The following is a 19,715-nucleotide window of genomic DNA, read 5'->3' on the forward strand; positions in this document are numbered from 1 at the left end:
CATCAAATGAGAACATTGACCCGTGCGGCCACGGCAGTCGGGCTGGCATAGGTTGATTGTGGTGCAGAGGCGTTTTGGAGGAAAAACCGGGCCTGCTGCGTTCCCGAGGCGATTGTGATGTTCGTAATAGAAGTTGTGAGCTGCGTTCTCAATGCCTGCGATTTCTGGAGGGAATTTGAGCGCTTTTGTGACCAACCCTCGTTGTAGCTTTTCCAGCGAGCCGTACGCTTGGAGCTGAAACGTTTATGATAGTCACGCTGGATGTAATTTCCGACCTTGGGCATTGCGCATCTCTCCTGGATACGCATCGATCTTCACAAAACATGGTTAACAGCGTGTTAATCAACATGCGTATTGCACACAAAGTCTCTGAGACTGAATTCGTCCTTGTCGTATCAGCGGTCGTCAAACCTGCATGTTGATGCGGGTTGCGATGGCGGACGGAGTGTTGTAGCCGCCATCGGGATTATAAAGACGGACTTTCATCAAGTGGAGCGCTTGCAGTTCGTTCGATGCCTGATTGATCCGCAACACCGAGTTCACCAGTTGGGTGCCGATGTGTTGGCTTTTTTGAATAGCTCTTGACCGCCGCAGATTCCAGATTTGGTCGTTCCTCGCCCAGGCTTTTTTGCGGGAATCTCGTGTGCGGAAGAAGTTGTTTTTAAACTTTGATCCAGTGACCGGCATTGCGGCCTCCAATGTTTCGTCAAAGGTGCAATGCGCTCAGAACAGTTAACGGATTGCGCTGGTGTATGATGCAAAACCGGAGGTATCGAGCGATTCTTGGCTTACGGTTAATCAGCTGATACATGCACTTTGAAAAGTGTTGCTCATTGGAGTTTTTATGCCAAATCCGATTTTGAACCTCGACGGTTATACGGAAGTGCCGGACACAAAAATTGCCGTTGTTGTCACCTATTTGGAAATGACCGAAAGGCCCTCAGAAGCGCTTGCTCCGCAGCGCTCTGATATTGCCTTGGAGGCTTGGTCGTCTCCATCGGCTTCCGAGTACAAGGCGTTGTTTCGGGAAGTCGGAGAGGAATGGATCTGGTTTGGACGATTGATTAAGCCGGACGCCGAATTGGAGACCCTTTTGTCGGAACCCGCTCGCGAAAACTTCCTTCCGCTGCGCGCCGGTAAGGCGGTTGGCACATTGGAGCTGAATTACGCCGACCCGGAGAATGTCGAGCTCGCCTACTTTGGCTTGGTGCCAAGCGTCATTGGTGGAGGTGTTGGCCGGTGGCTGATGGCGCAAGCGGTAGAGATGGCTTGGTCGCGGCCTGAAACAAAACGTTTGTGGTTGCACACTTGTACGGCGGACAGTCCCCAAGCGCTGAAGTTTTATCAGTCCTGTGGTTTTAAGCCCTACAAACGGGCCATCGAAGTGGCGGATGATCCGCGTGGACTTGGATTGTATGCCAGTAAAACCGCGCCGCATGTTCCTTGCCTGATGGGCTAGAACTGGTCGCTGCATCTTCGATCAAGCACTCTTTTTGACCCGCTCCGGAAACGCATGGGCGATCGCCTGTCGGTTTGCGTCCAGAACACCGCGTTCGGTGATCAGGCCGGTCACGAGATGGGCGGGGGTTACGTCGAAGGCCGGATTGCCCACTTCGGAGCCCTCCGCAACTATTTGGACGGTCTCCAGCGCGCCGGTGGCCGTGCGGCCCGTAATCCAGCTGACTTCATCCCCATTACGTTCCTCAATCGGAATATCGCGCACGCCATCGGATAGGGAAAAGTCGATGGTGGGCGAGGGGAGCGCAACGTAAAACGGCACATTGTTGTCCTTGGCTGCCAGCGCCTTCAAGTATGTGCCGATCTTGTTGCAGACATCACCGGTGGCTGTTGTCCGGTCTGTACCGGTGATGACAATGTCGACCTCTCCATGTTGCATCAGATGGCCTCCGGCATTGTCCGCAATGACCGTGTGAGGCACCCCGTGATGTCCGAGTTCCCAGGCCGTCAAGAAGGCCCCCTGGTTCCTCGGCCGGGTTTCATCCACCCAGACATGAACCGGAATACCGCCGTCATGGGCCATGTAGATGGGTGCTGTTGCGGTCCCCCAATCGACCGTCGCAAGCCATCCGGCATTGCAGTGCGTTAAAATGTTGATCGGCTCACCAGGCCGTTTGGTTTTGCCGAGAGCCGCGATCAACTCCATGCCGTGCATACCGATTGAGAGATTGATCGCGATATCCTCATCGCAAATCTCATTTGCCAGAGCGTAGGCGGCTTCTGCCCTGTTTTCAGGAGGAACCTTGATTAGGGATCTCCGGCACCTCTCCAGCGCCCAGTTCAGATTGACTGCAGTTGGGCGTGTTTCCAGAAGCACGGTACAAGCCGCCAGCAGGGACACGTCTGACGGATCTTCGTGCATTGCGAGTGCCACGCCATATGCAGCTGTTGCGCCAATGAGCGGCGCACCGCGTACTTGCATGACGCGAATCGCATGTGCCGCTTGGGCCATCGTGCGCAGTTGAACGGTCTCAAAGGTAAATGGAAACTTGGTTTGGTCGATAATCTCGACCGTGACACCGTCATCTGCGAGCCAGATCGTCCGGTACTTCTCTCCGTCGACATTCATGGCGGCGCCTCCCAAAAAACCGGATTTCTCTTTGAATAACGCAACATGATGGCGCAAACCAGCCAGCCTTCGCTGGTCTCAGGGTTGAAAATCGCTTAATCTTTGTTAACCATCTTTGCGCGATTGGCAGTGGATACCCGGCAAAGAGGAATGGCGTCGCGGCCACACCCGGTTAAGACTCAATTAAGACTTGGTGGACCCGACGAGAAAACGGAGCTGGTACTCAATGGCTGAAATGCAGGACAATGTGGTTCCGCACACGCGCATGCGATCATTGCGCGATGCCATCCGCAAGGTGCAGCTGGGCGAAGTAGAACGCTCCGATGTGGTTGTTGAGCTGCAAGACACTGAACGTGCCCGGCTCGACATGCTTGCGGATGAGTTGAAGGACGTTTTCCGGGAAATCCCGGAAGATGACGATCAGTTTTCCTTGCAGATCATCTCCGGCTCGACACCGCGTCTATGGATTGATGCGACCAGCCATGTGGCTGTTGCCGGGGACAGGCGCACATACCGTTTCCTGAAAGACACGCGCCTTGGCCGGGTCGTTATTCTGGAGACGGCCAATATCGACGACATGGCTGATTGCCTAACCGAGTATATCGCGGAACGCGTTCTTGAGCGCGAGAAGGCCCTTGAAGGTGACTGGCTGAACAACCGTTTGCGCCAAGTTGCGATGGAATCCAAAGTTGTCCGTGTGAAAGAGAGCCATACACCTTGGCTGCCTGTCGCCGGCGCTTTTGGGATCGGTCTTGCGCTTGGCATTGTCGGTCTGATTGGCTTTGCTTGGTTTGCCAATCCTCTGTGACACATGGCTTAAGACTAGTGATACTGAAACTTTTCGAGGCATTGTTCGGAGAACAAATTTAACTTCGTCAAGCGTTTCATCATTGTCATGTGTTCAGAAGTCATTGCTGATCTGTATCCAGCCGAATCAATGAATTGAGCGATCTCGTCGATGATGCTCTCCGGGACCCTCTTGCGAAACGCTTTTGAATCGCAAGAATAATTTATTATTGTTTCGATATCATTTGTGTGTTCGAAGGTTTGTTCCTCCAGCTTGGTTGGTTCTTGAAGTATTTTCCTGATTTCGATTGCAGCTGTATCGCCTGCGAGAAAACCGTTTGCCAACGACCCAAGGATAAATGAGATTTTGTCGAGCGGCTTACCATTCAATCCCTCGAGGTAATTTGTGTCCGTTAAACGGAAGCCTGCATTGCCCGGTACATAAGTGGTTGTAACACTCTTTGGTTCGATGCCGGAGAATTGATCTATTATTCGTTCGTCATATTTTTCTTCCCGGCTCCCAAACAGGCTAAGCGATGATAGGTGGCTGTAGCCAACGCTTGCAACGACGAGGGCTACCGGGCAGATAATCAACAATGTCCTGAAACTGAAATTCACCTTAAATCCTAGTTTTTATCATGTTTGTCTAAATCTAGAGTTGCATATGTTGGTTAAGTATTTTTTGAAGTTTTAGCCAGCGAGCTTACGCAGGTTGTGTTTCTAAGTTGAGGGTACAGCAATGTCCCGTTGCGAAAGTGGTTTTACAGGTCCGCCGGTTTCTTCAAATCCATGCTCTTCCATCTGGCATGTCCAGCCGTCAGTTTGCCTGGCAATCGAGAATAAATTGTAGCGGGCAGCCGGTTTGTGACCGCCCGGGGCGCTGGTCGCTGACGGCACGCCAATGACCGGCACGGGGCCGTCCGGCCCCTCGATACTTTCAAAACTGTCGATATGCGTATGGCCGTGCAGGATTAGTTCGGCCCCGGCACGCTTGACGACGGTGCGCAGCCGGGAGGCATCGGAGAGGCGTTTGTGCCATTTCGTTGCGTTCTTGAATGGCGGGTGGTGAATGAGAACGACACGAAACAGCTTTTCTTCCGCAAGTTCCTCCAAAATTGCCCGCAAGCGGCGGCTTTGTTTTGTTCCAACGCGCCCGGAGGCAAACCAAGGCGCCGTTGCCCGGCCAGTGGTGACGCCAATGATTGCGACATCGCCGCGCTTGCGCACATAAGGAAACGTTGCCTCTGAGCCGACTTTTTCAGAAGGAACATCGTCTTCGCCATCGCCGCGCATAAAAGGCCACCATGCGGTTCGGGCTTTTTTGACGGCACCGCGGACATAGGCATCGTGATTGCCCGGAACCACGGAGACCTGGTCAGGCGGACCCAATTCGTCCAGCCATGCTCGGGCACCGCTAATTTCAAGGGGGAGCGCGATGTTGACGAGGTCACCGGTCACCGCGATGTGGTCCGGCGCTTGCGCCTTCATGTCCTCGACCAACTGTTCAAGGTGATTGCCGCCCATGATTTTGGAGCGGTTGCGCTGCCAGTTCAGATAACCGAGCAAACGCTTGGAAAACAATTGAAGGAGCTTGGGGTCCGGAAGGGGACCCAAATGGGGATCGGAGAGATGCGCAAGCCTGAACATGGAGGCGCATCATCAAAGCAAAAAGCGCCGCGTCAAGAAAAAATGAGCGGCGCCAAGCGGATAGTCTGCGAAATGTCGTTGGGAGGAGTTTACTTCGCAGATTTTGTTTGTGTTTTTGTCTGCCGAGGGGCTGAGCCCTGGGTCTGACCGGTCCGGGTACCTTCGCAGAGGCTGGCTCCGACTACATGCACAAATCCAAACATGGCACAGAATCCAACTTGGCCGACAACTGCTTGATCAGTTGGTCGGGAACGTGGTCAGAGATGCAGCGATCCGCGGATTGCTGGTGTCGATAGCCGGTTTCCACTGGTAGTTCCGGCGACGCTTCTGAAAAAGTGTCTTGAACATAACGCTGTCCTTTGAGTTGTCGGGGTGGGCAATCGGCTGCCCTAATCGTCATCAATCTGCCTCTTATATAGGCGTGCGGTGCACAAAGGAGGAGCGTTATTCCTTCGGGGCTGCCCTGCAAGGATTGCATGGGTTAATGAAGCGTTCCCAAAGGCTTGCAAAATGCAGACAAAGGCAGGACGACGGTTGTTGCGCGTCGTCCTGCCAATTTTTCAGTAAATGTTCGTTGAGCTGATCTTCAGTTAAGCTGCCGCCTTGAACCGGTCCCTGTCATGCGGTGCCAGGAAATTGAGATCCGGCCCAACCGGTACAATCCGGTGCGGGTTGATCGTTTCGTGCGAGCCGAAATAGTGCTGTTTGATGGTCGCCATATCGACCGTCTCGGCAACGCCTGGATGCTGATAGAGTTCTCGCAAGTAATTGAAGAGGTTGGGGTAATCGGCAATCCGGCGGATGTTGCACTTGAAATGCGTCACGTAAACCGGGTCAAAGCGCACAAGCGTTGTAAACAGGCGCCAATCGGCTTCAGTCAAGACCTCACCTGCAAGATAGCGTTGCTTTGAGAGGCGGGCCTCGAGATCGTCCAGCGTTTCGAAAAGCGCTGTAACTGCTTCCTCGTATGCCTCTTGTGTAGTGGCAAAGCCGGACTTGTAAACGCCGTTGTTCACGGTGTGATAGATGCGCTCATTGACCGCGTCGACCTCAGCGCGCAGGGCTTGCGGATAATAGTCGATCGTTGAACCGGTCAGGTGATCGAATTCGGTGTTGAACATCCGAATGATTTCCGCCGACTCGTTGCTGACAATTGTCTTTTGCTGCTTGTCCCAAAGGATCGGCACTGTGGCCCGGCCTGAATAGGTCGGATCTGCCTTGACGTAGACCTGCCACGCGTAGTTCGCGCCGGTGAGCGGCTCTGCTTCCCCAAACTCCCAACCGTTTTCCAGCATGAGCGGCTGGACGGCGGAAACGGAAATGTAGTCGTTCAGGCCTTTCAGGGTCCGGAAGATCAAGGTCCGGTGCGCCCATGGGCAGGCATAGGAGACAAACAAATGATACCGGTTGGCTTCGGCCTTGAAACCGCCGTCGCCCGTTGGGCCTGGGCTCCCGTCTTTCGTGATGAAATTCCGGAATGCGGCGTCCTTGCGCACGAACCGCCCGCCTGTTGATTTGGTGTCATACCACTGATCGTGCCACACGCCGTCGACGAGCGTTCCCATATCGGTCTCCTTGGAGTTTGTTCTTCGATTTAGGTTGTGCCGTGATGGCAAATTTCAATCAACTGAATGGACTGTCCCTGTCTGGTGAACAATTGGATGCTCGCAAAAACGTGGTCTATCCCGTCAAAAAGTTCTGGACCGGCAGGAGCCATGCGTGGTACGCGCTAGCTTCTGTTTGAAACCGCACGCAGATTCCACCTGCGCAGCGCGTAAGGACCTTCGGGATTGATGAGCACAGGTCACATGCTCCGACGACGAACCAGCCGACGAGGAAACTCTCGTCTGCACCGTTGCGGCTGACCTATTCCCGATAACTCCGACAAACAGGGATACCGGCAGGCGCGCAATCGCCAAATTTTGCCAGCTGGAACTAATCCCATGAAACAGACCTCTTGGGTCATTCGTCTCGAAGACGCCACCGACGACACCGCAATTGAAGACCTGCAAGCAGAAGCTTTCGGGCCTGGCCGGTTTGCACGAACCGCTTTCAGGGTCCGTGAGAACGTCCCCCACAGGCAAGATCTTGCCTTTGTCGGCCTGTCCGGATCCAGGATTGCAGGGTCTGTCCGTTTGAGCCCCATCACGATCGGTGAGACCGACGCGTTGTTGTTAGGGCCATTGACGGTCTCTCCGGATTTCAAGAACCGCGGTTTAGGCAAGGCGCTGATGTGGACAGCCCTTGAGGCTGCAAAGGCGGCCGGAGACGAATACGTGTTGCTGGTTGGGGATGCGCCTTATTACAGCCCGTTTGGCTTTGAACAGGTGCCTTTCGGCAGCATTACCTTACCTGGCCCGGTCGACCCGCAAAGGCTCTTGATTGCACGCTTGCAGGATGGGGCGCCGCCGACCGGCGCAGTTCAGGGCAAGGCTGCATAGAGCACGTCGCGAATAAGCATCATCTCTCAACGTGCTCAAAGCAGTAATTGTTGACGCATTCCCGGCCGGGAAACCTGTGTCGATTTGCTCAGAAACGCTCTAGCGGCCTTCCCGGTACCAGGTTGCCGAGACGGCGCCCAGAAGGATGGCGAGACCAAGCAGTCCGATGAGGAGCGGGAACCGGTCGACACCATTCAACAGGCTGGCTTCGGTTTGTTTGAGGCCGATCCAGCCGTTGCCTTCGTAACTTGCCGACTGGCGCATGGAGATGACGCGCGGGAGATCTATATCACCGCCGACATCCCTTAGCCGTTGGACAGCTCCGCCTGTCGCATCGGTCACGGGTGACAGCACTTCGGTATCAGAGAGAACGTTGGTGTACTCCCTCGGGTTTTGCGGACCAACGTGAATAAGGGCATTCATCTCACCATCTGTGACGGAGAAGAGGCCAGTTTCCGTCACGGGGGAGGAGCCGCGCCACAGCCCAGGCTCTTGTTCTGTCATGGTGAGGTCAACGCTGTCGCCTGTGGGCGAAACGACGGTCACCTCATTGACCGTTTCCCCGAGTGTTTGCCGTTCGACAATCAGTTCAGGGCCGCGCAAAGATACATTGAGTGCTTCTTCTTCGAGATCCGGTTCCTGCATCAGCCAATGGGCAAGGCGCCTCAGCAGTGGGACATGCGGGCCGCCGCCCTCAAAACCGCGCGCCCACAGCCAAACATGATCTGAGAGCAACATAGCAACGCGGCCTTCGCCTTCCCGGTTCAGAACCAGAAGCGGCGTTTCGCTTGGACCGGACATCAATGTCTGGCCGCCGTCCAACTCGGTATCAACCACCCGAAACCAGCGGCTCCACCCTGGAGGATCTTGTTCGGCGCCCGGCAAGCCCCGGGTCACAGGATGCCGCTCGCCGAGGTTGGCAAGGGTCGCGTAAAAAGGCTCTTCCAAAATGGCTCCGGTTGGACGGGCCGGAAGAATGGGGGCAAGCGGCGTTCTGTAAAGACTGCCGCCTTCTGCGTAATCAGGTCCGCCAGCCAACAGGACGGCGCCGCCGTCGCGCACGTACCGCGTGATGTTGTCGAAATAGAGCATCGGCAACACACCGCGCCGGACATAGCGGTCGAAGATGATCAGATCGAACTCATCGATCTTGACCGAAAACAGCTCCCGGGTCGGAAAAGCGATCAGAGACAGCTGGTTGATCGGTGTGCCGTCCTGCTTTTCAGGCGGGCGCAAAATGGTGAAATGAACGAGATCAACGGATGCATCGGATTTCAGAAGGTTCCGCCAGGTGCGTTCTCCAGCATGCGGAGAACCGGACACGAGCAGCACCCTCAGGTTCTCGCGGATGCCGTCCACGGTGACGACAGCCCGATTGTTCAACGTCGTCAGTTCGCCGGGCAGGGCCTCTGCCTCGATTTCGAAGATGTTGTCGCCGCCATGGGCGATCTCTACCGGGATGTCGATCTTCTCCCCGGTCCGCGCGGTGCGCAGGGTTACGACATCACCGTCCCGTTTGATTGTCAGGTTCACCTGATCTCCGGGGCCGGTTCCCAATCCTTGATCGACAACAGTGAGGCTGATGGTCTGTTCAGAACCGACAAGGCCAAAGCGCGGAGCCGTATCCAGAACGATCCGGCGGTCGCGTTCATCCGCAGTCCCAGTGATGAGTCCGTGAACAGGGGCATCGAAGCCGAGCGCTTCTGCGTTTTCCGGGATATCGTGGATCTGTCCGTCGGTGATGATGATTGCACCACCAACCCTTTCAGGCGGAACATCGGCAAGCCCGTTTGCGAGGGTCTGGAAGACTTCCGTCCCGTCTCCGGATCCTGAGTTTCGGGCTTCGAGCAGCCGGAGGTCAAACCCCTCCAGCTCTGCAATGCGTGACTGAATTTCCTCAGCCGCGGCAGTTGTTGTTTCTTCTCGGTCCGCAAGCCGTTGGCTTTGGCTCTTATCGACCACAAGCGCCACGACGCTGGACAAGGGTTCTCTGTCTTCGCGTTCTACGGCAGGGTTGGCGAGCGCAAGCACGAGCAACGCCATCGCCAGGGCCCGCAGCACCCAACCACGCAAATTAATGATGCCGAGAAGGACCGCAACCACGATAGCAATCGCGCCGGCGGATATCAGCACCCATTGCGGAACGAGCGGGTCGAATGAAATAGACCAGTCCATCAAACCTCCTATTGCCCGAGCCGTTCCAGCAGCGCCGGAATATGGACCTGGTCAGCCTTGTAGTTTCCAGTGAGGCTGTACATCACGATATTAACGCCCGAACGGAAGGCATAGTCCCGCTGGATCGGGTTGTTTGGCACTGTCGGGAACATGAACTCGCCCGTCGGCGTGATCGCCCAAGCCGATGCGAAATCATTCCCCGTAATCATCAGCGGAGAAACGCCATCTCCCGCCCGAACCGGGCGATCACCGCGGGCAGTCGCTTCATCAAGGCTTTCCACCCACAACGGGCTGGTGGAATAACGGCCCGGGAATGTGTCGAGCAGATAGAAAGCCTTCGTGAGCACGTGATCCGGCGGGACAGGTTCCAATGGAGGAACGTCGAGATCCTCAAGGATCTCACGCAGTTTCAGAGTTGCTGGTGTCGATCCGAAACCGGTTGTCGACGCGTTGATATGATCCCGTGTGTCAAACAGGATCGTACCGCCGTTGCGCATGAACGTGTCGATCCGGGCGATCGTCTGGTCACTCGGTTTGTCAGCTGAGGGATCTATCGGCCAGTAAAGCAGCGAGTAGAAGGCCAGCTCGTCACGCGCAATGTCGATAGCGACTGGAGCGCCGGGTTCCAGCGCGGTGCGTTCTGACAAAAACTGCGTCAGGCCGGCAAGACCGGCGGCACTTGCATCATCAACCTCTGGGACACCTGTCAGAACATAGGCCAAACGGGTTTCGAGGGTGGATTCCAATGCTCTCAAGTCATCAGACGAAGACTGCGCATATGCATCTGGAACACCAGCCGTGCTGAGGAGTGCTGTTGCCAACGCTGCTGCACCGATGACACTTGCCATTCGGGTCTTCAGGCGCAGACGGTTCAGGCCGCCCGCAAGAACAAACACGGCAATGGCGTCCGCAATGATCAGCAAAAAGGCCAAAGTGAAGAATATCGCTCTCAAGTCCAGTGGATCCGTCGCGGGATAAGGCGCTGTTTCCGCGTCAGGTCCTAGCGCCTCGATGTTGAGGGGTTGCAGTGTATTCTCAGCGCGCATCAGATTGAGGGCCCGGAAACCATCTTCGCTGCCATAAAGACCCGGCGGGGTGCGGCGGCTGGCAGCGGCTTCCCGGAAATTCGCTGCGCTCACCGGTGTGACATCGACAGGGGGCGCACCGAAGCGGCCATAGCCGTCGAGTAACCGCAGAGGCGGCAGAACGCTGCGGGCCGGTTGGCCGTCCTCGGCTGTCTCTGACGCTTGAGCCACATTGGAGACTGACAAAATGCGCCGCAACATGTTCAGGAAAACGCCGGAGAGAGGAAGATTTGACCAGGAGGAATCCGCAGTTACATGGAACAAAACAATACTTCCGTCGCCAGATTGCGCTGCGGTGACCAACGGTGTGCCGTCTTCCAGCATTGCCCAGGTGCGTTTCGGCAGGTCCGATGTTGGTTCTGCGAGAACCTGTCGGTTCACCGTCACCTCAGCAGGGACCTTCAAACCAGAAAAGGGAGAGGCATCCGGAAAGGGCGCCAAATGCTGAGGTTGTTTCCAGGAGAGTGATCCGCCGAGCGACCGGTCTCCAGATCTGAGGCGGACAGGGATCAGCTCGTCCGTGCCGCCTGCCGTTCTGGGGCCAGCAAACCGGACAAGAGTCCCGCCGCTTTGGACCCACTCGCCAAGTTCGATCGCCGTGGTGTCTGGCAGCCTCCCAACATCCGCAAGGATCAGCACTGAAATTCCCTGGTCGATCAGTGATGGCACTGCCGCTGCAATATCGCTGTCCCGCGGCCGGCGGATGTCGGAAAACGGAGCGAGCGCCCTTTCTAGATAATAGAGAGGTGAGAGAAGCGGCTGATCAAGGTCTCCGGATTGTCCAGAGATCAGCCCGACGGTCCGCCGGCGCCAGCTGTCGTCTACAAGTTGCACGGCTCCGGCCGCCTGTTCTCCGGCGATTTCGACTCGGGCGATATCGTTTCGGAGTTCGCTTGGGAGCTCGAACCGGGCTTCGGTCTCAACATCACCGCTGGCAAACGTCGCCGTCGATTCCGCAAGCACCAGGCCTTTCAGATCGAGAGCCCGCACATTGACAACCGATGTCGTGTTCTCAGGGTGACGGACCACATCGACGCTCAGCGCTTCGGTGTCGTTGGCTAGACCCTTGAGTCCAAGCGGTGTTTGAAGTCCGGTCAACACGGTCACCGGGACGCCTTCTGTCAGGGACGCCAGAGTTTCCAGAAACGCATCATTGGTGGCGGCACCATCTGAAAGCCATACGACCGCACCTGGAGGTGTATCCTGCGCGGCCTTTCTGAGGCCAATGCCCAGTTCACTGCGTAGAGGCGGGTAGGGGCGGGGTTCGAGCGCACGCAGAGTTTCAAGTGCTGCCGCCGGGCTTTCGGGAGCAAAGCTTTGGTTCGGACCTTCCGCGGTGGCGGCAAACATCACCGGCTGTCCGTTTTGCTCTGCCTCGGTCAAAATGTTCTCAGCGGTTCGAACCTGATCCTGCCAAGAGGTCGCTGAGGTCCAGCCGTTGTCGATCAGGAGCCACATGACGCCGTCCCGGCTTGCAACTGGTTCCTGCGCGCGCCAGACTGGCCCGGCAAGCGCAAAAATCAGGATTGCCGCCAAGAGCAACCGCAGCAGGGTCAGCCACCATGGGCTGCGCTGCGGTGTTTCGTCGTGCTCATCAATGTCCAGCAATAGCCGGGTGGGCGGAAACGCGATCTGTTGCGGCCGTGGGGGCGTCAAGCGCAACAACCACCAAATCACGGGAAGCAGAGCCAGTGCAGTCAAAACCCACGGCGCGGTAAAAGTCAGTGGTAAGCTGGCAAACACGGATCAGGCGCCCCCCCGCGGCATTGTATCGAGGTTGCCAGAAAGCGCGCTATGGAGGACCAGCAATGGCTCGGCGGCTGAATGGTCTGTGTGATGCAGGACGTATGTCCACCCCGCGCGGCGTGCCATGTCTCGGATTTCAGCGCGATGTGCTTCAAGCCGTTTGTGGTATTCCTCCCGCCATGTTTCGGCGCGGCCTGCAGTTAATCGGATGCCAGCTTCCGGGTCGTTGAATTCAACACGGCCGTCGAATGGAAAGGTCTCTTCGATCGGGTCCAGAACCTGCACGATATGTCCGCGAGCGCCGGTCCCGGCGACTTGGGCGATCCAGGCAGCAATATCTTGAAGCGGATCCAGGAAATCGGAGACCAGAACAACATCTGCAAAACGCTTGACCGAAGTTGGGTCAGGCAAGGCGACCGGTTTAGACAAGTGTGTCAACGCATCCGCAAGCCGTTCAGCGGCTCTGCGATCTGAAAATGGACGTGTCACACCGGTCAAACCAATGCGCTCACCAGTTTCTGCGAGCATATCCGCCAATGCCAGCATCAGGATCAGTGCCCGATCCCGCTTGGTCACCTGAGACAGCCGGGATTGAAACTCCATGGACGAGGAGAGATCGGCCCAAAGCCAAACAGTGTGCGCTGCTTCCCACTCCCGTTCACGGACATAGAGATGGTCATCCCGGGCAGACCGGCGCCAGTCGATGCGTTTGGCTGGCTCTCCCATATTGAAGGGACGGAATTGCCAGAAACTTTCGCCGGGTCCGGCTCTCCGCCGGCCATGCCATCCTGCAATGATGGAACTTGCAACATGGCTTGCCTCAACAAGAAGGTCAGGGAGCGCGTCGGCGACAGACCGGGCATCGCCGATGATGTTCGGCCAGTTTTCCTGGTCCAGTTTCACACTCTCCGTTGATGATGCCATGATGTCGGGAGGCTCCCTCGGATTCGAAATTTGCGTTATGCGATTGTTTCTTTCACCCTCTGAATGACATCCCTCACGGTATGTCCATCTGCCCGGGCTGCGAAGGTGAGGGCCATCCGATGCTGCAGGATCGGCTCTGCCAGAGCCAGAACATCATCAACTGACGGTGCCAGCCGGCCATCAACGAGCGCGCGGGCCCGGACGGTCAACATCAGGGCCTGGCTGGCGCGGGGACCCGGTCCCCAAGCAATCAGCTTTGTGAGATCGGAATTTTCGTCCGAGCCGCCCGGTCGGGCCGAGCGGACAAGCTTCAAGATGCTTTCAACTACTGATTCACCCACCGGCATGCGGCGGACGAGTTGCTGGAATTCCATGAGCTCCTGGGCGGTGATCGCGCTATGTGCCGTGGTCTGCTCTGCTCCGGTGGTTTCTAGGAGAATGCGGCGCTCGGCTTCAAGATCCGGGTAATGCACATCAATCTGCATCAAGAACCGGTCGAGCTGGGCCTCCGGCAAAGGGTATGTGCCTTCCTGTTCCAAGGGGTTTTGGGTCGCAAGAACATGGAACGGGCGCGGGAGATCATGCGGATGACCCGCAACCGTGACGTGATACTCCTGCATCGCCTGAAGGAGGGCAGATTGGGTTCTCGGGCTGGCGCGGTTGATTTCGTCGGCCATCAGCAACTGTGAGAAGACCGGGCCAGGAATAAATCTGAAAGATCGTCCGCCGCTGGTATCTTGTTCCATGACTTCTGCGCCAAGGATATCTGAAGGCATCAGGTCTGGCGTGAATTGGATCCGCCGTGCATCCAGTCCCAGAACTGTTCCGAGCGTTTCGACCAGTTTGGTTTTCGCAAGACCCGGCACACCGACAAGCAGCCCATGTCCGCCGGCGAGGATCGTCACAAGTGTTTGTTCAACAACGTTCTCCTGGCCGAAGATTATCTTTGCGATATCGGCCTTGACTTCTGAAATGCGTTCAACGGCCCGTTCGGCGCTTTCAGCAACAGCAGCGAGATCTTCTTCAGAAGGATTTGCGGGAGAAACGACGCTCATTGATCACCTGTCCTGTTGCTTATCTTGCTGATGCCTGCCGGGTAGCTCGGTGGGCGGCCAAATTTTTTCCGTTAACCCAGTCTGACACCATATAATTCAGTAGATAAGGCACAATTGTGCGCCATACAGTGGATAGGTCCAAGATTCTTTTCTTCCCTGCGGCATAAACGCAAAAATTGCGATTGTTGTTCCAGTGGGGATTGGCGTTGGATTAGACGCGGACTAGGTAGGATTCCGGATCATAGATTCGGATGTCTGATGGGACGGGGAGTGAAATGACATCGCAAGCCAAACCAGAGGCTGCTTTACCGGATGGCCTAAAAGCCCTGATGAGCCGAGCTGGTTCGAAAGACAAGGCGCCGCCGCCGGTGGACAAGTGGAACCCGCCTTTTTGCGGCGATTTGGATATCCGGATTGCACGTGACGGAACCTGGTTCTATCTCGGCTCGCCAATTGGCCGGAAGCCATTGGTCGAGCTGTTTGCGTCTGTCCTGCGCAAGGATGAAGATGGCAAGCACTACCTTGTAACCCCGGTCGAAAAAATCGGTATCACGGTCGACGATGCTCCGCTGCTGGCTGTGGAAATGGTTGTGGAAAATGAAGGCATGGACCAGCAACTCACCGTGCGCACAAATCTCGGTGATCTGGTCCGCATAGGACCGGATCGGCCACTGCGTTTTGAGAAGGAGCCGGACAGCGGCGGAATAAAGCCCTATGTTGTTGTCCGCGGACGCATTGAAGCGCTGTTTACCCGCGCACTTATGTATCAGCTGGTTGACCACATGGTCGAACGTCAAGGAGAGGCCGGTTTGGAAACAGGAATTTGGAGCGGTGGTCAGTTTTTTGCCGTTGACCCTGAGCTTCTGTAATCGCCCTTTTTATCCAATTGTCGATTTGACGAAAGCACCCCATATCAAGCGCAATGACCGCTTCAACTGATACATCCGCAACCATATTGGCCGATTGGTCCCAGCATCTGGAAGAACGGCTTGCATTGGCAGCGAGCGTGTCCACAGAACGGGAAACAGGCGACCACATATTGAACCCGGATGTCGGGCCTTACGCCTTTTGGAAGGGACCACCGAGGGACGCTGCCGTCTTGATCGGTATCCGCAACACGGCAGCCGGCCCGAGCGTTGTTTTGACCCAGCGCACACCGCATCTCAAATCCCATGCTGGGCAGGTGGCGTTTCCAGGTGGCAAAATTGATCCGGACGACGACGGACCGGTCGAGGCAGCTTTGAGAGAAGCGCAAGAAGAGATCGGTCTGGATCCCGCCCAGGCACAGCCACTTGGACATTTGGCGCCTTATCTAACCGGGTCGGGATATCGGGTCACACCAATCGTTGCAGAGGTGAGGGATCCCGTTCAGTTCATTCCGAACCCGAACGAAGTTGAAGATGTTTTCGAAGTTCCCTTCGAGTTTCTTATGAACCCTGCCAACCATCAAAAGCTGAGCCGCGAGTGGCAGGGGAAACGACGCTACTTCTATGCAATGCCTTTTGCCGGACGTCACATCTGGGGCGTTACAGCAGGCATTATCCGCTCATTATATGACACGGTGTACCGCTGATGCTTCGCATTATCCTGACACAACTCTTCCTGTTTTTACTGCCGTTTGCTTGTTATGCGTGCTATCTCTGGCTGTCTAAAAAGGGTGACAATCCGGAGAGCTGGTCACGCGGGCCGGTCGCCTGGTTGACCGTCGCAGGCCTCTTTTTGACGATCTCCGGATTTGTTGCCGTAGCGCAATTCAACAGGGCTCCAGAAGGCACGGAGTACAGGCCGGCAGAATTCCGCGACGGCGTACTCATTCCCGGACGGTTCGAATAAGTTCATGAAAGACAGAGCTGAAGACATTCTCGCTGCGGCCAATTGGCTGCGGTCGCCAGGCATTCAGGCTGTGTTTTCGGCTCTCAATCGCGACAATGACAGCGCGCGTGTCGTGGGCGGCGCTATTCGCAACACGTTGTTGGGACATCCAGTCCCCGACATCGATATCGCCACGACTGCCACGCCGCAGGACGTCACGCAGCGGGCAGCTGATGCAGGCTTGAAACCCATCGGCACGGGGATTGATCACGGCACCATAACCGTGATCAGCGACGGATTTCCTTACGAAGTCACCACGCTGCGCGAAGATGTCGAAACCTATGGCCGCCAGGCGAAAGTGGTGTTTGGACGTGACTGGAAAAAGGATGCCCTGCGGCGCGACTTCACAATGAACGCGCTTTATGTGGACAGTGTCGGGAAGTTGCACGACCCACTGGGTGGTCTTGAAGACTGTCTTGCCAGGCGTGTCAGGTTTATCGGTGATCCCGACATGCGGCTGCGCGAGGACTATCTTCGCATTCTCCGCTTCTTCAGGATCTACGCGGCCTATGGCGATGGGGAAATGGATGCCGAAGGCCTCGGTGCCTGCCTGCGCCAGCGCGACGGTTTGCGCCACCTTTCCGCTGAACGCATTGGCCACGAAATGCGCCGTCTCGTCTCTGCTCCGAAGGCAGCGATTGCGGTGCGGATGATGAATGATTGCGGCCTTTGGGAAATCGCAACGGGAGGCCTTGCAAAGATCGAGGATTTTGAAGCGTTTCGCCAACTGGATGCGCTCGCGCCTGAAACACAGGACCCGGAGGTTGGCCTGACCGTGCTGTCAGGTTTTGTCCGCGAAGATGTCGATCGCGTTGCTGATCGGCTGCGGCTGTCCAATTCAGAGCGTAAAAGAATGCAAATCTGTTGGGAGGCTTACAAAACGTTCCGGCAGTCGGACCAGATGCCGGATTTCAAAATGTTGCTCTACACCCATGGCCGCCAAGGAGCTATTGATGGGCTGCTGGCTCACTGGGCAGCCTATGAGGCGCAAAAACGGTCGGGAGATCGGCCAGCTTTTGAAGATGCGCTTTTAAAGCTTAAATCCCTTGAGGTGCCGGTGTTTCCTCTAAAAGGCGCGGACATGATTGCGCTCGGACATCGTCCGGGCCCGCAAGTTGGCAAGGTTCTCAAAACTCTGGAGAAGATCTGGTGCGAAAACGGTTTCGCCCTAAGCAAACAGGATCTTCTTGCGCGTTTGGAGAACCGCGCTTAGCGAATTGATAAGAGTCCTTGGATACCTTTTCCCGATGAGTTCCTTGGGGTTATCACCCCTGCCGTGGGTTCTGTTGGGAAAGTAGAAATGCCGCATAGCGAAGTCATCTTGATCTCTGATGGGCCGCTGCCTCTGGATTCTCCGGTTCGGAAAATTCCGTTCTTCTTCCGGGCGCGCCTGATCGATATGGCAAAAGTCTCTCCCAAGACTGCGGGTGAAGCCTCTGTTGCGATTATCGAACTTCTCGGTTCCAGCAAGCCGGGCATGTCGGCTCTGAAGTCATCCTGGGGCAGCATTGCGGAGATCCCGGTAATTGGCATCATCGACAAGTCAGACCGGCGAGAAGTAACCCAGGCGGCGGCGCTTGGTGAAATGGACCTTGTAGATCGAGAGGCGCCGCTGGCGTTGCTCCTCCATCAGGTTAAAAAATATCTGAAAACCGATATTTTACAGGACCTGCCAAAGGACACTCCAGAACGGACAGCAGAAGCTTTCTCCAAAGCCAACGCATTTCTGGAAACGCTTTGCATGTCTGCAGTCAGTGATGCGTCGATACAGATCCGGGCGATGGAAGACAGCGCCAAGGATGCGCTTTCGGCGATTGACCTTGAAGGTTTGCTGGCGTGGATGCAGGCGGTCGAAAGCCATCACAGCCCGACGTACAGCCATTCTTTGAAAGTTGCGGGTTTGGCGGGCGCATTTGCGCGGTACCTGAAATGGTCAGAAGCTGATTGCCGGGAGATGGTGGCGGGCGGGCTCGTGCATGACATCGGCAAGATGCGCATCCCCTTGACCATTCTGGACAAGCCTGGACGCCTGACCGATGAGGAGCGTTCTCTGATCGCCAAGCATCCGGTGTTTGGCCAGGAAATACTGAAGCCGCGTCTTGAGGTGCCTTACGAAATCAAGCGCATGGCTATTCAGCATCATGAGTACCTGGACGGGAGCGGGTATCCCAATCACCTCAAAGCGGACCGCTTGTCTCAAAAAGTCCGCGTCATGACGATTTGTGACATCTTCACCGCCCTGACAGAAGAGCGCGCCTATAAGGAGCCAATCCCTCCGCGGCAGGCGATCGCCATGATGAAAAACATGGGGCCGAAGCTCGATCAGGACCTGCTGCGTCAGTTTTCAGACATGATCCTGGATCGCGTTTTTGCAGAACTGTCGAAACCCGTCTCTGCCGCAGGTGGGGACGCTGCTGCTTAAGCAGCGCAAGCACCATTTTCTCGAACTAGCTTTCCTTAGGGCCATTTCACAACCGGTGGCATGGAAGACAGGATCGAGGCGACATTTCCGCCGGTCTTCAAGCCGAAGATTGTGCCGCGGTCATAGAGAAGATTGTACTCCACATACCGGCCCCTGCGGATCAGCTGCTCTTCGCGCTGGGCATCTGTCCAGGAGTTTTCATAGTTTTTGCGAACGAGCTCAGGGTAGACCTCCAAAAAAGACCGGCCGACATCCTTGGTGAACGCGAGATCCGCGTTCCAATCGCCACTGTGCAGATAGTCGTAGAAAATCCCGCCAATGCCGCGGGGTTCGTTCCGGTGTTTCAGGAAGAAATACTCATCACACCAATCCTTGTAAGCCGGATAGTCAGCAACGGCATGGGGCTCGCATGCTGCTTTCATGGCCTCATGGAAGGCAACCGTGTCAGGATCGTCCTGGGTCCGCCGGTCGTCCAACACGGGTGTGAGATCAGCGCCGCCCCCGAACCACTGGCGGGTTGTAACCACCATCCGCGTGTTCATGTGAACTGCCGGAACGTTTGGGTTCTGAGGGTGCGCAATCAGGCTGATGCCGGACGCCCAGAACCTGGGATCTTCGCTGGCACCTGGAATTTGACCGCGGAACTCTGGAGAGAACTCGCCGTGGACGGTGGAAATATGGACGCCGACTTTTTCAAAGACACGGCCATGCATCATCGACATGACGCCGCCGCCGCCCTTTGCGCCTGAACTGTCGGTCCGTTCCCAAGGGGTGCGCTCGAACCGGCCCGCAGGCAAGTCACTCAGCGGTCCATTGAGTTCGCCAATGTCGTCTTCCAGTTTTTCAAACGCCGCACAAATCTGATCCCTAAGATCCTTGAACCACGCGGATGCTGTCAGCTTCTTGTCTTCAATTCCCTCAGGAATCGGACCGCCGCGTGATTCTGGAGAGGGTGCTGTCATCTGATTTGCCTCG

Annotated in this window: 19 protein-coding genes; 8 read left to right on the top strand and 11 right to left on the bottom strand. The window is 56.2% G+C overall.

What is annotated here, in order from left to right; all coding sequences use genetic code 11:
- Positions 1 to 2: 2 nt before the first annotated feature.
- The gene (locus tag RBB44_RS16710) at positions 3 to 284 is read right to left on the bottom strand and encodes a flagellar biosynthesis protein (RefSeq protein WP_133945905.1); all 282 of its coding nucleotides are present in this window, start codon (positions 282 to 284) and stop codon (positions 3 to 5) included.
- A 121-nt stretch (positions 285 to 405) separates the two neighbouring features.
- Positions 406 to 687, bottom strand: coding sequence for a hypothetical protein (locus RBB44_RS16715; protein ID WP_306148790.1), 282 nt, complete (start codon positions 685 to 687; stop codon positions 406 to 408).
- Between the two features lie 157 nt (positions 688 to 844).
- On the opposite strand from RBB44_RS16715, the gene RBB44_RS16720 reads away from it, so the two are divergent.
- Complete coding sequence (locus RBB44_RS16720) at positions 845 to 1,459, top strand: GNAT family N-acetyltransferase (protein ID WP_306148791.1); 615 nt, start codon at positions 845 to 847, stop codon at positions 1,457 to 1,459.
- Between the two features lie 21 nt (positions 1,460 to 1,480).
- On the opposite strand, the gene mtnA is transcribed toward RBB44_RS16720, so the two are convergent.
- Positions 1,481 to 2,587, bottom strand: coding sequence for an S-methyl-5-thioribose-1-phosphate isomerase (mtnA, locus tag RBB44_RS16725; RefSeq protein ID WP_306148792.1), 1,107 nt, complete (start codon positions 2,585 to 2,587; stop codon positions 1,481 to 1,483).
- A gap of 226 nt (positions 2,588 to 2,813) precedes the next feature.
- On the opposite strand from mtnA, the gene RBB44_RS16730 reads away from it, so the two are divergent.
- Positions 2,814 to 3,395 (top strand): hypothetical protein, encoded by a 582-nt coding sequence (locus tag RBB44_RS16730; RefSeq protein ID WP_008192007.1) that lies wholly within the window; start codon positions 2,814 to 2,816, stop codon positions 3,393 to 3,395.
- Positions 3,396 to 3,409: 14 nt separating this feature from the next.
- Here the strand turns inward: RBB44_RS16730 and RBB44_RS16735 are convergent, their stop codons facing one another.
- The 3 genes from RBB44_RS16735 to RBB44_RS16745 form a co-directional block, all read right to left on the bottom strand.
- Positions 3,410 to 3,991 carry a hypothetical protein gene (locus RBB44_RS16735; protein ID WP_306148793.1) on the bottom strand — a complete coding sequence of 194 codons (582 nt, stop codon included), beginning with the start codon at positions 3,989 to 3,991 and terminating at the stop codon, positions 3,410 to 3,412.
- 102 nt (positions 3,992 to 4,093) lie between these two features.
- Entirely contained in the window at positions 4,094 to 5,020 is a 927-nt protein-coding gene (locus tag RBB44_RS16740; RefSeq protein WP_306148794.1) for a metallophosphoesterase, read from the bottom strand.
- Positions 5,021 to 5,610: 590 nt separating this feature from the next.
- Complete coding sequence (locus RBB44_RS16745; protein WP_306148795.1) at positions 5,611 to 6,585, bottom strand: glutathione S-transferase family protein; 975 nt, start codon at positions 6,583 to 6,585, stop codon at positions 5,611 to 5,613.
- Between the two features lie 378 nt (positions 6,586 to 6,963).
- Between RBB44_RS16745 and RBB44_RS16750 the strand changes: the two genes are divergently transcribed.
- Entirely contained in the window at positions 6,964 to 7,461 is a 498-nt protein-coding gene (locus RBB44_RS16750; protein ID WP_306148796.1) for a GNAT family N-acetyltransferase, read from the top strand.
- A gap of 99 nt (positions 7,462 to 7,560) precedes the next feature.
- Here RBB44_RS16750 and RBB44_RS16755 read toward each other — a convergent pair whose 3' ends face one another.
- From RBB44_RS16755 to RBB44_RS16770, 4 genes are read right to left on the bottom strand one after another with little or no spacing between them, the layout of a single operon-like run.
- Positions 7,561 to 9,636, bottom strand: coding sequence for a hypothetical protein (locus RBB44_RS16755; RefSeq protein ID WP_306148797.1), 2,076 nt, complete (start codon positions 9,634 to 9,636; stop codon positions 7,561 to 7,563).
- Between the two features lie 8 nt (positions 9,637 to 9,644).
- The gene (locus RBB44_RS16760; protein ID WP_306148798.1) at positions 9,645 to 12,464 is read right to left on the bottom strand and encodes a DUF4159 domain-containing protein; all 2,820 of its coding nucleotides are present in this window, start codon (positions 12,462 to 12,464) and stop codon (positions 9,645 to 9,647) included.
- Between the two features lie 3 nt (positions 12,465 to 12,467).
- Positions 12,468 to 13,391 (bottom strand): DUF58 domain-containing protein, encoded by a 924-nt coding sequence (locus RBB44_RS16765; RefSeq protein ID WP_306148799.1) that lies wholly within the window; start codon positions 13,389 to 13,391, stop codon positions 12,468 to 12,470.
- A 35-nt stretch (positions 13,392 to 13,426) separates the two neighbouring features.
- On the bottom strand, positions 13,427 to 14,446 hold the full coding sequence (locus RBB44_RS16770; RefSeq protein ID WP_133945928.1) for a MoxR family ATPase: 1,020 nt from the start codon (positions 14,444 to 14,446) through the stop codon (positions 13,427 to 13,429).
- Between the two features lie 251 nt (positions 14,447 to 14,697).
- Here RBB44_RS16770 and RBB44_RS16775 point away from each other — a divergent pair, with 251 nt between their 5' ends.
- The 5 genes from RBB44_RS16775 (at position 14,698) to RBB44_RS16795 (ending at position 18,740) form a co-directional block, all read left to right on the top strand.
- Positions 14,698 to 15,315, top strand: coding sequence for a DUF1285 domain-containing protein (locus tag RBB44_RS16775; protein WP_371932274.1), 618 nt, complete (start codon positions 14,698 to 14,700; stop codon positions 15,313 to 15,315).
- 53 nt (positions 15,316 to 15,368) lie between these two features.
- The gene (locus RBB44_RS16780; protein ID WP_306148801.1) at positions 15,369 to 16,019 is read left to right on the top strand and encodes a CoA pyrophosphatase; all 651 of its coding nucleotides are present in this window, start codon (positions 15,369 to 15,371) and stop codon (positions 16,017 to 16,019) included.
- Positions 16,019 to 16,279 (top strand): DUF6111 family protein, encoded by a 261-nt coding sequence (locus tag RBB44_RS16785; protein WP_306148802.1) that lies wholly within the window; start codon positions 16,019 to 16,021, stop codon positions 16,277 to 16,279. The genes RBB44_RS16780 and RBB44_RS16785 overlap by 1 nt, the downstream gene beginning before the upstream one ends.
- A 4-nt stretch (positions 16,280 to 16,283) precedes the next feature.
- Entirely contained in the window at positions 16,284 to 17,531 is a 1,248-nt protein-coding gene (locus RBB44_RS16790; protein ID WP_306148803.1) for a CCA tRNA nucleotidyltransferase, read from the top strand.
- An 87-nt stretch (positions 17,532 to 17,618) separates the two neighbouring features.
- A complete protein-coding gene (locus RBB44_RS16795) occupies positions 17,619 to 18,740 on the top strand; it encodes an HD-GYP domain-containing protein (protein ID WP_306148804.1) in 1,122 nt (373 codons plus the stop codon).
- A 35-nt stretch (positions 18,741 to 18,775) separates the two neighbouring features.
- Here RBB44_RS16795 and hemF read toward each other — a convergent pair whose 3' ends face one another.
- Positions 18,776 to 19,702: an oxygen-dependent coproporphyrinogen oxidase gene (gene hemF, locus RBB44_RS16800; RefSeq protein ID WP_306148805.1), complete on the bottom strand. Its 927-nt coding sequence runs from the start codon at positions 19,700 to 19,702 to the stop codon at positions 18,776 to 18,778.
- Positions 19,703 to 19,715 lie beyond the last annotated feature (13 nt).

The sequence above is a fragment of the Roseibium sp. MMSF_3247 genome, from assembly GCF_030733765.1.
Lineage (GTDB): Bacteria > Pseudomonadota > Alphaproteobacteria > Rhizobiales > Stappiaceae > Roseibium.

What these genes read in the sequence shown, in the direction of transcription:
- RBB44_RS16755 (WP_306148797.1), bottom strand. Translation starts at nt 9,636, where the DNA reads ATGGACTGGTCTATTTCATTCGACCCGCTCGTTCCGCAATGGGTGCTG.
- RBB44_RS16720 (WP_306148791.1), top strand. Translation starts at nt 845, where the DNA reads ATGCCAAATCCGATTTTGAACCTCGACGGTTATACGGAAGTGCCGGAC.
- RBB44_RS16765 (WP_306148799.1), bottom strand. Translation starts at nt 13,391, where the DNA reads ATGGCATCATCAACGGAGAGTGTGAAACTGGACCAGGAAAACTGGCCG.
- RBB44_RS16770 (WP_133945928.1), bottom strand. Translation starts at nt 14,446, where the DNA reads ATGAGCGTCGTTTCTCCCGCAAATCCTTCTGAAGAAGATCTCGCTGCT.
- RBB44_RS16710 (WP_133945905.1), bottom strand. Translation starts at nt 284, where the DNA reads ATGCCCAAGGTCGGAAATTACATCCAGCGTGACTATCATAAACGTTTC.
- RBB44_RS16730 (WP_008192007.1), top strand. Translation starts at nt 2,814, where the DNA reads ATGGCTGAAATGCAGGACAATGTGGTTCCGCACACGCGCATGCGATCA.
- RBB44_RS16795 (WP_306148804.1), top strand. Translation starts at nt 17,619, where the DNA reads ATGCCGCATAGCGAAGTCATCTTGATCTCTGATGGGCCGCTGCCTCTG.
- mtnA (WP_306148792.1), bottom strand. Translation starts at nt 2,587, where the DNA reads ATGAATGTCGACGGAGAGAAGTACCGGACGATCTGGCTCGCAGATGAC.
- RBB44_RS16745 (WP_306148795.1), bottom strand. Translation starts at nt 6,585, where the DNA reads ATGGGAACGCTCGTCGACGGCGTGTGGCACGATCAGTGGTATGACACC.
- RBB44_RS16750 (WP_306148796.1), top strand. Translation starts at nt 6,964, where the DNA reads ATGAAACAGACCTCTTGGGTCATTCGTCTCGAAGACGCCACCGACGAC.
- hemF (WP_306148805.1), bottom strand. Translation starts at nt 19,702, where the DNA reads ATGACAGCACCCTCTCCAGAATCACGCGGCGGTCCGATTCCTGAGGGA.
- RBB44_RS16780 (WP_306148801.1), top strand. Translation starts at nt 15,369, where the DNA reads ATGACCGCTTCAACTGATACATCCGCAACCATATTGGCCGATTGGTCC.
- RBB44_RS16785 (WP_306148802.1), top strand. Translation starts at nt 16,019, where the DNA reads ATGCTTCGCATTATCCTGACACAACTCTTCCTGTTTTTACTGCCGTTT.
- RBB44_RS16740 (WP_306148794.1), bottom strand. Translation starts at nt 5,020, where the DNA reads ATGTTCAGGCTTGCGCATCTCTCCGATCCCCATTTGGGTCCCCTTCCG.
- RBB44_RS16775 (WP_371932274.1), top strand. Translation starts at nt 14,698, where the DNA reads ATGTCTGATGGGACGGGGAGTGAAATGACATCGCAAGCCAAACCAGAG.
- RBB44_RS16715 (WP_306148790.1), bottom strand. Translation starts at nt 687, where the DNA reads ATGCCGGTCACTGGATCAAAGTTTAAAAACAACTTCTTCCGCACACGA.
- RBB44_RS16790 (WP_306148803.1), top strand. Translation starts at nt 16,284, where the DNA reads ATGAAAGACAGAGCTGAAGACATTCTCGCTGCGGCCAATTGGCTGCGG.